At 43.7% G+C, this 13,050-nt stretch carries 13 protein-coding genes and 1 other RNA gene; 8 read left to right on the top strand and 6 right to left on the bottom strand.

The window, feature by feature from the left end; genetic code table 11:
- Positions 1–128 precede the first annotated feature (128 nt).
- Positions 129–1,367 carry a phosphoglycerate dehydrogenase gene (gene serA, locus ABXT42_RS10570; protein ID WP_443628105.1) on the top strand — a complete coding sequence of 413 codons (1,239 nt, stop codon included), beginning with the start codon at positions 129–131 and terminating at the stop codon, positions 1,365–1,367.
- Here the strand turns inward: serA and rpiA are convergent.
- Positions 1,364–2,035, bottom strand: coding sequence for a ribose-5-phosphate isomerase RpiA (rpiA, locus tag ABXT42_RS10565; protein WP_443628104.1), 672 nt, complete (start codon positions 2,033–2,035; stop codon positions 1,364–1,366). The genes serA and rpiA overlap by 4 nt on opposite strands.
- A gap of 149 nt (positions 2,036–2,184) precedes the next feature.
- Here rpiA and ilvA point away from each other — a divergent pair, with 149 nt between their 5' ends.
- A complete protein-coding gene (gene ilvA, locus ABXT42_RS10560; RefSeq protein ID WP_443628103.1) occupies positions 2,185–3,708 on the top strand; it encodes a threonine ammonia-lyase, biosynthetic in 1,524 nt (507 codons plus the stop codon).
- 77 nt (positions 3,709–3,785) lie between these two features.
- Here the strand turns inward: ilvA and ABXT42_RS10555 are convergent, their stop codons facing one another.
- The 5 genes from ABXT42_RS10555 to ABXT42_RS10535 all read right to left on the bottom strand — a co-directional run bounded on the left by ABXT42_RS10555 (position 3,786) and on the right by ABXT42_RS10535 (position 6,750).
- The gene (locus tag ABXT42_RS10555; RefSeq protein ID WP_443628102.1) at positions 3,786–5,156 is read right to left on the bottom strand and encodes an ATP-binding protein; all 1,371 of its coding nucleotides are present in this window, start codon (positions 5,154–5,156) and stop codon (positions 3,786–3,788) included.
- Complete coding sequence (locus tag ABXT42_RS10550) at positions 5,140–5,844, bottom strand: response regulator (RefSeq protein WP_443628101.1); 705 nt, start codon at positions 5,842–5,844, stop codon at positions 5,140–5,142. Before ABXT42_RS10550 ends, ABXT42_RS10555 begins: the two co-directional genes overlap by 17 nt.
- A 147-nt stretch (positions 5,845–5,991) precedes the next feature.
- A non-coding RNA gene (ssrS, locus tag ABXT42_RS10545) (6S RNA) lies at positions 5,992–6,169 on the bottom strand.
- 55 nt (positions 6,170–6,224) lie between these two features.
- Positions 6,225–6,503, bottom strand: coding sequence for a cell division protein ZapA (locus tag ABXT42_RS10540; RefSeq protein ID WP_443628100.1), 279 nt, complete (start codon positions 6,501–6,503; stop codon positions 6,225–6,227).
- Positions 6,496–6,750: a hypothetical protein gene (locus ABXT42_RS10535; protein WP_443628099.1), complete on the bottom strand. Its 255-nt coding sequence runs from the start codon at positions 6,748–6,750 to the stop codon at positions 6,496–6,498. Before ABXT42_RS10535 ends, ABXT42_RS10540 begins: the two co-directional genes overlap by 8 nt.
- Positions 6,751–6,888: 138 nt before the next feature.
- On the opposite strand from ABXT42_RS10535, the gene ABXT42_RS10530 reads away from it, so the two are divergent.
- The 6 genes from ABXT42_RS10530 to ABXT42_RS10505 are packed head-to-tail and all read left to right on the top strand — an operon-like array spanning position 6,889 to position 13,037.
- A complete protein-coding gene (locus ABXT42_RS10530) occupies positions 6,889–7,485 on the top strand; it encodes a UPF0149 family protein (protein WP_443628098.1) in 597 nt (198 codons plus the stop codon).
- 30 nt (positions 7,486–7,515) lie between these two features.
- On the top strand, positions 7,516–8,829 hold the full coding sequence (pepP, locus tag ABXT42_RS10525; protein ID WP_443628097.1) for a Xaa-Pro aminopeptidase: 1,314 nt from the start codon (positions 7,516–7,518) through the stop codon (positions 8,827–8,829).
- Complete coding sequence (locus ABXT42_RS10520; protein WP_443628096.1) at positions 8,829–10,193, top strand: FAD-dependent monooxygenase; 1,365 nt, start codon at positions 8,829–8,831, stop codon at positions 10,191–10,193. The genes pepP and ABXT42_RS10520 overlap by 1 nt, the downstream gene beginning before the upstream one ends.
- Positions 10,190–11,437 carry a UbiH/UbiF/VisC/COQ6 family ubiquinone biosynthesis hydroxylase gene (locus tag ABXT42_RS10515; RefSeq protein ID WP_443628095.1) on the top strand — a complete coding sequence of 416 codons (1,248 nt, stop codon included), beginning with the start codon at positions 10,190–10,192 and terminating at the stop codon, positions 11,435–11,437. The genes ABXT42_RS10520 and ABXT42_RS10515 overlap by 4 nt, the downstream gene beginning before the upstream one ends.
- 22 nt (positions 11,438–11,459) lie before the next feature.
- Entirely contained in the window at positions 11,460–11,846 is a 387-nt protein-coding gene (gene gcvH / locus ABXT42_RS10510) for a glycine cleavage system protein GcvH (RefSeq protein WP_443628094.1), read from the top strand.
- Entirely contained in the window at positions 11,847–13,037 is a 1,191-nt protein-coding gene (locus tag ABXT42_RS10505) for a class I SAM-dependent rRNA methyltransferase (protein WP_443628093.1), read from the top strand.
- Positions 13,038–13,050: the final 13 nt, after the last annotated feature.

Raw genomic sequence — 13,050 nt, 5'->3', positions numbered from 1 at the left:
GAAAAAAAGCCTCTGATCATTAATGGTTGGGGGCTTTTTTATGTCTAGACGACTACTAATGTGTCGCTTTTACTAATATAATGGTCGCCTTTAGAATTCTGATCACCCGTATTTAAAAAGGCACTCTTTTGACCCAGTCACAGCACATTTCTCTTGTTAAGCAAAAAATAAAAATCGTTCTGTTAGAAGGCGTCCACCAATCTGCCGTTCAAGCTTTACAGGCTGAAGGCTTTGATAATATTCATTTTTACGCAACGGCTTTACCAGAAAGTGAGTTGATTGAAGTGTTAAAGGATGCTCAGTTTGTGGGCCTTCGCTCACGGACTCAAATTACTAGAAAGGTGTTAACTCATGCACCTAAGCTCATGGCCATAGGCTGTTTTTGCATCGGCACCAACCAAGTTGATCTTGATGCAGCTCTAGAGATGGGTATACCTGTCTTTAATGCACCTTATAGTAATACACGCAGTGTGGCCGAGCTGGTTATTGCTGAGGCGATCTTGCTTTTGAGGGGTATTCCAGAAAAGAGTGCTAAGGCACATCGAGGCAAATGGCTAAAATCAGCCAGTAAATCGTTTGAGATAAGGGGTAAAAAGCTAGGCGTTGTGGGTTATGGATCAATAGGTTCACAATTAGGCATTATGGCAGAATCCATGGGCATGGAAGTGATCTATTATGATCAAATCACCAAATTGAGTTTGGGTAACGCTTCACCTTGTAGTAATTTAGCATCATTGCTTATGCAGGCTGATATTGTAACCTTACACGTGCCAGAAACACCCTCTACACATTGTTTAATAGGGCCAACTCAGCTAGCACAGATGAAAGAGGGTGCAATACTTATTAATGCCTCTCGTGGCACTGTAGTTGATATTGATGCGCTAGCTAGTTGTTTAAAAAGTGGCAAGTTATTAGGTGCTGCTATTGATGTATTTCCTGTTGAGCCAAGATCTAACGATGATGAATTTGTGTCGCCATTAAGGGGCTTAGATAATGTCATTTTGACGCCACATATTGGTGGCTCTACGGTGGAAGCTCAGGTAAATATAGGAGTTGAGGTGGCTGATAAGCTTATTCGTTACTGTGACAATGGTGCTAGCTTGTCAGCTGTAAACTTCCCAGAAGTCTCGTTACCCAACCATGACAATGCCCACCGTTTGCTGCATATACACGAAAATATTCCAGGCACCTTGTCTAAAATAAACAACGTATTTTCTGAAAACAGTATCAACATTTCGGGGCAGTATTTGAATACTAACTCGAAAGTGGGTTATGTTGTTATAGATGTAGATGCCAGCTGTTCTGAGCTGGCTTTAATGAAGCTTAAGCAAGTTGCTGGCACTATAAGCTGTCGTGTATTGTTTTAGTTTTTAAGGGTCTTTACGCCTTCGTCTGTGCCCAAAAATAGAATGTCCGCGGGGCGCTGGGCAAAAAGACCATTTGTTACCACTCCAGTAATTTGGTTGATCTGTTGTTCCAGCTTTTTGGGGTCAACAATACTTAAGCCATAAACATCTAGGATCACGTTGCCATTGTCAGTCACAAAATCCTGACGCCAAACAGGCTCTCCACCAAGGCCCACAAGTTTGCGGGCCACATAACTGCGGGCCATAGGGATGACTTCTACAGGTAGTGGAAATTCACCTAATACGTCCACTAGTTTTGACTCATCAGCAATGCAGACGAACGTTTCTGCCACAGCTGCGACAATTTTTTCTCGCGTTAATGCACCCCCTCCACCCTTAATAAGGTTAAGGTGAGAGTCACTTTCATCAGCACCATCGATATAAAATTGCATGTGGGGCACAGCATTAAGTTCCAACACCGCAATACCATGGCCTTTAAGCCGCATTGCGGTGGCTTCTGAGCTAGCTACAGCGGCATCAAAATCGTGTTTAATGTTTGCCAAAGCATCAATAAAGCAATTGGCTGTAGAGCCTGTGCCGACACCGATAACAGACTGGCTATTAAGGTGTGGAACAATATGGTCGATTGCTGATTGTGCTACAGCTTGCTTTAACTGGTCTTGAGTCATGGTAATGATCTTATGAGAGACTAATAGCGTGATTATACAGGAATTTTCGCTATACATTGTAGACGCTAGTGGCTTCTGCCATTAATATGAGAGGCCAAGTTAAATGCGCTACTTCGTGTGTAAATTATTACCCAATTAGAAGAAATACTATGTCAGATCGTTACATCAAAAAAATCCTATCATCCAATGTTTATGACGTTGCTGTAGAGACTCCTGTTGACGTGGCTCGCAGTTTGTCCAAGCGGTTGGATAATAACATTTTGATCAAAAGAGAGGACTTGCAGCCTATATTTTCTTTCAAGATACGAGGTGCCCATAACTGTATTTCACAACTCACCCAAGTTGAAAGAGATTGCGGCGTGGTCGCTGCGTCTGCAGGTAACCATGCACAAGGTGTAGCGATGTCAGCTAAATATTTAGGCATCAATGCCACCATTGTGATGCCCAAAACTGCACCAGACATCAAAGTTAATGCGGTAAGGGCACTGGGCGCTGAAGTCATTTTGTATGGAGATACATTCCCTGAAGCCTATGCCTATTCTTTGACCTTAGTTGCTGAGTCAGGAATGAAGTATATCCATCCTTTTGATGATGAGCATACCATTGCAGGTCAAGGTACTGTGGCAATGGAGCTTCTGCGACAGGTTCAAGGTGATATTGACGCCATATTTATCCCTGTGGGTGGTGGCGGTTTAATTGCTGGCATGGCAGTGTATATCAAGTACTTACGACCAGGCATTAAAGTCATAGGCGTAGAGCCAGAAGATGCATGCTGCCTTAAGGTTGCCTTAGATGCTGGTGAGCGTGTCATTTTATCGGAAGTGGGTAACTTTGCTGAAGGTGTAGCTGTAGCCCAAGTTGGAGAGCGTAACTTTGAGCTGGCACAAAAGTATGTCGATGAAGTTATTACAGTAACAACGGATGAAATGTGTGCGGCCATTAAAGATATTTATGATGACACACGTGCAGTTGTGGAGCCTTCAGGTGCTTGTGCGTTAGCAGGATTAAAGAAATATGTAGACCGTGAGAAAGCTCAAGATCAAACACTAGTGACGGTTTCTTCAGGAGCTAACCTTAACTTTGATCGATTACGGCATGTTGCTGAACGTGCTGAAATCGGAGAAGGTAGAGAGGCTATAATTGCAGCCCAAATACCAGAGCACCCTGGTAGCTTTGAACAATTTTGCACCGCCTTAGGTGAGCGTAATATTACTGAGTTTAACTATCGCTATGCTAGTGATAGCCAGGCACAAGTGTTTGTTGGTGTAACCTTAAAGGCAGGCGAAGGCAGTGCTGCACCACTTTTGAGTCAGCTAGCTGATAATGGGATTGGCGCAGTAGATTTAAGTAACAACGAGATGGCAAAAAGCCATGTGCGTTATATGGTGGGCGGGCATGCCAATGTCGACAACGAAGTAGTTTACCGTTTTACCTTCCCAGAGCGGCCAGGTGCACTGCTTAAGTTTTTGAAAAAACTAGGCCGGCCTTGGAATATTTCAATGTTCCATTACCGTAATCATGGATCTGCTTATGGTCGTGTGTTGGTTGCCATGCAAGTGCCTATGGCAGACAAAGAGGTGTTTGAGGGCTACCTTGATGAGCTAGGTTATGCGTTTAATGAAGAAACAACTAACCCAGCCTATCAGTTGTTTTTGGCACCTGAAACGCATTAATTGGTAATAAATATAAGCGGGATTAATTACGAACATTGCTCCAGCCAGGGAATGTATCCAAGTATCCAAAGCTTAAGTTACTGAGCGGGCAACTTAGGCAATGTGATCTCGACTCTGAGGCCACCTGTAGGGCGATTACTGGCTTCTATGGTGCCAGATTGAGCCCTGATGGCTTGTTCAGCAATGGCCATGCCAACGCCGTAACCACCACTTTGCTGGTTGCGGCAAGCTTCCACGCGGTAGAAAGGCTCAAATAGGCGCTTCAGAGAATCCTCTGGCACTCCTTCCCCCTCATCTTCAATACGAATCACTGCAGACTCTGGGGTGACCTCAGCTCGTATAAATACTCGCCCTTCCTCTGGTGTATAGCGGATAGCATTACGTAATATGTTTTCTACCGCACGTGAAACTAATTCTTGTTGGCCTGTTAAGAGATTTTTTTCTGGCTGCACTAAGTGTATTTGGTGTTTGGACTGAGTTTCAAATTCAGCATCTTGGGTAAGTTTGAATAAGAGCTCACTTAAGTCGTAGACTTCTGAAATAGGGCTTAGGTCGCTTTGTTCTAGGCGCAGTAGCGTTAACACCTGGTCGATCAGCGCGTTCATTCGCTCTATTTCTCGCTCAATACGATGCAAAGACTGATGTTCTGTGTCGGGGATCTTGCGCGCGAGCAATTCCAAGGCTATTTGCTGCCTAGCTAAAGGGGTTCTTAACTCGTGTGAGATGTCTCTAAATAAGCGCTGCTGGTTATTTACCAATAGACTAATGCGCTCTGCCATGTGGTTAAACGCTAGGCCTACTTCACCGATCTCATCATTTTTTTGGCATGACGAATCGCTCAAACGAGTGTTCAGATTGCCACGAGCAAATGAATGAGTTGCTTGTTTGAGTTTGCGCAAAGGGTCTGTGATGTGCCACGTCACAAAAGCCGTTAATAAAGCGACAATAAGTAATGCTGTAACGATTTGTAGAATCGGCAAATGTTTGAGCCAAGTAGGGTAAGGCCCGCTGTTGTCCCGCAGGGCTACAAACGTGTAGATACGATCACTGCTGCTGGAAATGGTGTAAGGCTGAAAACCTTTTAAATCTCGCTTGGAAAGCCTACCTTGAGTTAATGGCAAAGTAAATTCAAGCCAATTTTTTGGTAGATGAGCCAGGCTAATAGGCCGTCGCTTTGCATCTAACATAAAGCCTGTGACATCAAATTCTAAGCGGATGTAATGAAGCCATTGTGTCAGCTCTGCAGAACCTTTGGTTTCAAAAATGTCGGCAGCTTTAATGCCTAACTTTACTACCTTTTGATATTGATCTTGATCACGTTCTTGAACAATGATTTCCGATAGAGTGGCTACAGAAAAAATAGCTGCAATGAGGGTTAACCAAAAAAAGAAAAATATTTTCCAATATAGACTACGAAATATGGATAGCCACCTAAGCGTTAATGACATACTGATACCCAACACCGCGTATGGTTTTAATACGGGGTTCATTGCTTACGAACGGCCCTAATTTCCGCCTTAGATTGCTCATATGCATGTCTACACTTCTGTCATACAAAGCTAACTTACGACCCAAAGCATTCTCTGTTAGTTCTTCTTTGCTTAGTACCTGGCCTGCTTTTGCTAGCAAGCTTGCTAATAAGTTAAATTCTGTGCTGGTGAGGTCTATCGTCTCACCTTGTTTGGAAACAATACGAGTATTGTGGTTTAGCTCTACATCTTCGCGAATAATGATTTGACGTTTTCCGCTGGCTTCTAGGCCTGATTTGTCCATCTCTACACGCCTTAATATGGCACGAATACGAGCTGAAATTTCTCGTGGGTTACAAGGCTTTGGTAAATAATCGTCGGCCCCCATTTCAAATCCCACTATACGATCTACTTCATCGCTTCGAGCAGTCAGCATGAGTACAGGTGTTTTATGGCTAATGCGAAACTGTTTGAGAAGGTCCAAGCCATTCATTTTTGGCATCATGATATCAAGGACTAAAACATCATACTGGCCGTTTAAAGCCATATTAAGTCCTTGCTCACCATCAAAGGCTTGATCTACATGGAAGTTTTCTAGAGACAAAAACTCGCTTAACAGCTCATTCAGTTCTTGGTCGTCTTCAATTAATAAGATGCGTGTGGTCATGGGGTAAGGCTCCAAAAATAAGCAGACTTGCTCAGGGTATAGATGCAATTGTGTCACAATTTTGAGGTAAGTATTGTATAAGCTAAGGATTTTACAGAATTTTACGTGTCACAGGAGGGGGGGTTTTTTTAAAAAAAAACGTGTAAAAGACTCCCCAGGATGGCGATTCCAATGGTTGCCCTGAACCCGAAGGTTCAAGGTGGGAGCCCCTGTTTAGGCAGAAGGCGTTCCAACAAGTGGACATGCACAGAGCTTAAGCGAGGAGCTCCCTGATTATATAAATCGGCTCAAGGACGTTATTAGATGTCAAGCACCACAGGGAGTCTGTAAGTATTATAGGCTGGTGCTTTTAAGAATGGAACCCGAAAAGCCAATAATAACTAGTTTAGGCTGTCACTGACTTTTTTGTTCAGATGTTCAAGCGCTGTTTCAAGGATGCCTAATTGCGTTTGAGTTTCTATTAATTCTGCACTCATATTGAGAGCGGCCATGACTGCCATCCGTTCTAGCCCCATTACTCTGCCGCTAGATTTTATACTTTTTAGCTTTTCATCTAAGTTATATGCAGCTTGCCTTAGATTGGCTTCTTTGCCAATTGGACAAGTGAGAGTATAGCTTTGTGATAAAATGGACACTTCTACTGCTTGTAAATCACTCATGATGCGCATCCGTTGCTTGGTCAAATAGACTAATCAAGTGATTGAGATCGTCTTCTAGGGCCTGATTTGAGAGTTGCTTAGTAGGTCGGGATTGCTCTTTTGCCAATGTATTTTCAGCTTGTTGTTGCAATAGTTCTTGCTCAAGTACACTCATGCTAATTTGAAGCTGAGCATGTTCGTGCTGCAAAGTGCGGTGTTGAGTTAACAACTGGTCGATGTGGTGTGTTAAAGCGTTAATGGTCGACATTGTTGGGCCACTTAAAAGGTAATCTAGTCATAGATTTTATAGTAAATTGAGCCGCTGTCTAGTGACACTCTGTAAAAGCTCTAGAGAATGGCTACAGCTCAGGTATAATGTAACGATATTTTAGCCAGAGCCAAACTCATGACAGATACTGCCCCAAAACTAAACTACATATTTGATGACTTTGCGGACATGTTCGTTGAATTGGGAGCCTTTGGTACACCCTCAGAGCTACATGGCTTGTTGACAGGGCAGCTAGCTGCTGGAGTGCGTGTAGATGCCCAAGCATGGCTAGCTATGGTTGTGTCTCACCTGGATGTGCAGACATTAGAAGATGATGATGATAAGGCTGAGCTAGTCGCATTGTATGATCTAGTGCTTGAACAATTGAGCGCAGCTGATTTTGGTTTTCAACTATTACTGCCAGAAGATGATACTGAATTGATCTCTAGAACAGAGTCCTTAGGCGCATGGAGTAGTGGTTTCTTAAGTGGCTTTGGTTTAAGTTTTGACCACACTAAACAGAGCCTATCTATTGAAATTACTGACGCTATGGAAGACTTGGCAAATATTGCCCAAGTCTCTTTTGACGTCGATGATGAAGACCTAGAAGGTGAAAGTGCAGAAACAAGCTATTTAGAACTTGTTGAATATGTTCGTTTGGCTGCCATGATGGTGTTTGCCGAATTTAACGTCTCTGATTCGCCACCTCAAAAATCGCCACAGCAATTACATTAGAGCGTAGCAATTATTTTAAGGGCAATACCCATGACTAAGATAGCCACCATAGAGTATGTCCAAAGACGTAACGCTTTGTTACAGCAGTTACCTATAGGTGCTGTGGTAATCATCAATTGTGCGAGCGTACAAATCCGTAATGGAGATGTGGAGCAAGACTACCGACAAAATAGTAGTTTTTACTATTTATCTGGCATGGTGGAGTCGCATACTACATTAGTTTTAGTTAACAGTGTGGATGGCCCACGAAGCATTCTTTTTTGTCGCAGCAAAGACAAGTTACAAGAGATTTGGCATGGTCGTCGCCTAGGTGTGGACGCTGCTCCAAAAATTTTGCTGGTGGATGAAGCCCATGTAAGTGAAAGTTTGGAACAAAAGCTTGTGGAGTTGTTAGACGGTGCTAGTCAGGTAGTTTATCGCTTTAGCCAAGATGAAACCTTTGAATTAGTGCAACAAAGCCTTGCTAAGCTTCGAAGGTTGTCACGTCAAGGTAAAGTATGCCCTACAACGTTAGTAGATCTTGACCCCTTGATAGATACTATGCGTTTATTTAAGTCAGGCGCTGAAGTAGAGCAAATGACCCAGGCCTGTAATATCAGTGTGGCTGCTCACAAAAGAGCAATGAGTGTATGTAAAGTAGGCATGAACGAATACCAATTAGCCGCAGAACTACATCACCAATTTTCTATACAAGGCAGTCAACGCGTCGCTTATGGCTCTATCGTTGCTGGTGGTGACAATGCGTGTATTTTACATTACACAAATAATGATCAATCTTTACAGGATGGTGACCTAGTCTTAATTGATGCTGGTTGTGAGTTGGATCACTATGCTTCCGATATTACCCGCACATTCCCAGTAAATGGACACTTTAGTGACCCACAGAAAATCATTTATGAAATTGTGCTGGCGGCGCACAAAGCAGCTTTAGAGTGCATTAAACCTGGCGCTGTATATACAGACATGCAAGATGCCTCAGTGAGAGTCATTATCCAAGGATTAACCAATATTGGTTTGTTGACAGGAACCCTTGAAGCTAATATTGAAAACCAAAACTATCGTAAGTTTTACATGCACAATATAGGGCATTGGCTTGGCATGGATGTGCATGATGTAGGTGCGTATAAGCTAGGTGGAGTGTCTCGACCTCTTACGCCAGGCATGATCACTACAGTAGAGCCAGGAATCTATATTGATCCAGACGATATGACAATCCCTTCTCAATGGCGTGGCATTGGCGTGCGTATTGAAGACAACATACTGGTGACAGAAACAGGCTATCGCAACCTCACTGGTGATTTGCCTGTGAGTGTAGTAGACATTGAAAGGTTGATGGCTAGCTGATGAGTGTAGAACTAGAACAACGCTTAAGTGGAGTTCAGCCAACGAAGCACTACGACATTGTGATCGTGGGTGGTGGATTAGTGGGTGCGAGTTTGTGTTTGGCGCTTGCCGGCACAGCAAAGACGTATGGATTATCCATTGCGATACTTGATGCTGCGCCCATTGATACTTCATTTCTTGATAGCGCAGCTATTGAGGCAACCACTATTAGTGCGCTGGGTGTTTTGGATGGACGTGCAACCGCGCTTGCTCTTGGTAGCCGTAATCTATTAAATAGCATAGGTTTGTGGGATTATTTAGATCCTCACGCTCAAGCGATTAGCAAAATTCAAGTGAGTGACCAAGGTCAGCCATATAAGAGTGAAATGCTCGCTGATGAGATGCGAAGAGACGCCTTGGGTTATGTGTTACAAAACCAAACCATGGGTCAGGTCTTCTTAGAGCAAATTATAAAGCGTTGTAGCGATTGTGTTGATCTTATTGACCAAGCTCAAGTGGTATCTATAGGCAATGCGCGTCAAGATAGCCATCTAGATTACCAGCGCTTTGGACAGTCTAGCTCCATTACTGCCCAGCTTATAGTGATGGCAGATGGAGGTCGATCAGCTTTGCGCCAAAAACTGGGTATGTTTGACCAAGTGCATCATTATGATCAAGTGGCTTTAGTTGCTAATGTGGAACTTGATCAATACCACCAAGGATTGGCTTGTGAGAGATTCACTCCGTCTGGCCCGCTAGCTTTACTCCCTTTGCCCACTATGGAAGGTAAGTTTCGTGCAGCCTTAGTATGGACACAGCCTATTGCGCGTCAAAATGAATTACAACAGCTCAGCGATGAACAGCTGCTACAAGAAATCCAGCTCCAAGTAGGATACCCAATGGGTGAGCTTCTTGCCATCGGCGATCGTCAGGTTTATCCGCTGGCTTTAAGCGTTGCTTTAGAGCAAGCAAGGCAAGGTTTGGCTGTGGTTGGTAATGCTGCTCACACTTTACATCCTATTGCAGGGCAAGGGTTTAACTTAGCGCTGCGAAGTAATTTTGCATTAGCACAATCTGTACTAAAGTCATGCAAACAAGGCGTTCCTATTGGCGACTTGGCTAATTTAAATGAGTTTGTTGCAGCTAGTGGCTGGGATAAAGATCGTGTCATTAGTGCTAGTGATAAAGTAATGAAGCTGTTTTCTAACAAAAAAATCCATTACAGCGTACTACGGCAAGTAGGCTTATTAACTATGCAGCAGATACCTTTAGTGAGAACTATATTTACGCGCGCTGCCATGGGCCTAGATGTGCCTTTAGCAAAGGTGCTGGCTATGCCACCTATTAGGGCTAAGTATTTAAGCGGTAGTGAGGAAGTATTGTGAGTGAATTTGATGTAGCTATAGTAGGTGCTGGCATGGTGGGTGCAAGTCTTGCCTGTGGTCTTATTGATGCTGGTTTTAATGTGGCATTAATCGAGTCTGGCGAATTGAATTCATCGCAAGATTGGCCTTTAGGGCAAGTAGATGCGCGTGTTTCGGCCTTGAGTTTAGCATCTGAAAACTTACTAAAAAATTTGCAGGCTTGGCCAATTATAGAAAATATGGCACGTTTACAGGCCTATGATGCAATGCATGTATGGGATGCGTGTGGTACTGGAAAACTTCACTTTACTGCTGCCGAACAACACCTGCCTTATTTAGGGCACATTGCTGAAAACCGCACTATCACTTCAGCTTTGCACCAACTCCTAGAACATAAAAAATACCACTTATTCGAACAAGCCCAAGTGGTAGATATGTCACCTGAAGAGGTTGCGCCTCGCACGTTGACACTGGGTAGTGGTGAGCAAATTACTGCAACGATCGTTGTGGGGGCCGACGGAGCTAACTCCAAAATTAGACAGTTAGCTGGATTACCTACCAGAGAATGGGACTACCCTCATCACGCTTTGATTACTCGAGTAAAAGTAACCAAATCACATCAAAATGCAGCATGGCAACGCTTCACTGAAGACGGGATATTAGCCTTTTTGCCACTTCTTGGCGCTGCTGAAGAAGGTCTGGATCAGCATTATTGTTCCATAGTGTGGTCGCAGCCTAAGGCGCAAGCGCAAGCCATGCAACAATTGTCAGAGAGTGATTTTTGCATGGCTTTAACTGCTGCGTTTGAGGGACGCTTAGGCGATGTTATCGCAAGCGACAAGCGTCACGTAATACCTCTTAGGCAGCGCCACGCTAAACGTTATGTTCAAAATGGATTAGTGTTGGTCGGTGATGCCGCTCACACTATACATCCATTAGCTGGCCAAGGGGTCAATCTGGGGCTGCTTGATGTTTCAGCTTTAGTAGACACGTTGCAACAAGCACATCAACAAGGTTATGACATTGCCAGTATTGGGGTGTTGGAGAAGTATCAAAGCCAAAGGCGTAATGATAACTTGCGCATGATGGCCTTGATGGAAAGTTTTTCACGATTGTTTGGTAATCAGCATCCAATGCTAAGTTTACTACGCAATACAGGTATGAATTGGGTACAAAAGTTAAACCCTATTAAACAACATTTAGCGCAACAGGCTATGGGTGTGGGTGCGCATCTGCCTCCCTTGTCACAAGCGCCAAAACAGTAAAAATATACTTAAGGACACGATTATGAGTAACTTACCCCAAGGCTTAAGCTACGTTGAAAGCCATGAATGGATTCGCAATGAAGGTGACGGTATTGTCACTATAGGAGTGACAGACTTTGCCCAAGAACAGCTAGGTGATGTGGTCTTTGTGGAGTTGCCAGATGTAGGCGCAGAGCTTGTGTCTGCAGATGAATTTGGTGTGATCGAATCAGTTAAGGCTGCATCGGACCTCTTTGCTCCTGTTTCTGGTGAAGTTATTGCCATTAATGAACTGTTAGCTGATGATCCAGAGCTTGTGAATACAGACCCTTATGGTGATGCTTGGTTGTTGCAAATACGCTTATCCCATCCAGAAGAATTAGAGCACCTGCTAGATGCAGACGCTTATAGTCAGTTGTGTGAAGAATAAATGCCAGATCTAATTTTAAAGCCAAAATCTGATCGCCGTTTACGTCAAGGCCACTTGTGGATTTATAGTAATGAAGTGGATGTTGTTAAATCCCCGCTACACAGCTTTCCTGCTGGAGAACAAGTGAATGTATTGGATGCCAAAGGAAAAGGCTTAGGCACGGCTATAATTAACCCAAAACAGCTTATTTGTGGCCGCTTGGTCAGTCGTAATATTGATGAGCCGCTTAACCGTGAACGCTTAGTTAGTCGATTAAGGTCAGCCTTAATAAGCAGGGAGCAGCTGTTTGAAGACCATTGTTATCGGTGGGTTTATGGAGACAGTGATGGTTTACCTGGTTTAGTAATAGATCGCTTTGATAATGTCATCGTAGTGCAGGTTTCAAATGCAGGCATAGAGCTATTGCTTGAGCAGCTGCTTGAAGCGATTAATGAGGTGGTTCCAGAGCTTAATATTTTGCTTAAAAATGATGGCAAAATGCGTTCTGTTGAAGGCTTAGAAAACTACGTGCGTGTGGCTCAAGGCGAAGTGCCCATGCTGGTTCCTCTCAAAGAAAATAATGTAAAATTTTTAGCACCGGTTTGGGAAGGTCAAAAAACGGGATGGTTTTATGATCACAGGCTAAACCGCCGCAGAGTGCAAAAGCTATCTGAAGGTAAGCGTGTTTTAGACATGTTCAGCTATATTGGTGGCTGGGGTATTCAAGCCGCCGCCGCTGGTGCTAGTGAAGTAATTTGTGTGGATGCCTCTGCTCAAGCGTTGGAGCTAGTGCATCAGCAAGCGCAGCTAAACGGCATGGAAGATAAAGTTCATAGTATCAAAGGTGATGCATTTACCGCTATGAAGCAACTGCATGAAGATGGAGAACGCTTTGATATTGTTATTATTGACCCTCCAGCTTTTATTGCTCGTCGTAAAGATATTAAAGCGGGTGAATTGGCCTATCAAAGAGCTAATCAGCTAGCTATGCGGCTTTTAAAGCCAGAAGGTATTTTAGTGTCTGCTTCATGCTCCATGCATTTAGAGCGTGCAAGACTGACTCAGCTATTACAGGAAGCGTGCCGTAAAAATGGGCGCATGGGCCAAGTCTTAGAACAAGGTGGCCAAGGTGGAGATCATCCTGTTCACCCTGCTATCCCAGAAACTGAATACCTTAAGTCCGTTATTTTACGCACTTGGTATGAGGTTTAGTGACTTATTGATT

Source organism: Candidatus Njordibacter sp. Uisw_002 (genome assembly GCF_047730155.1).
Classification (GTDB): domain Bacteria; phylum Pseudomonadota; class Gammaproteobacteria; order Pseudomonadales; family Balneatricaceae; genus Njordibacter.
This window is presented reverse-complemented; position numbering and strand designations above follow the sequence as displayed.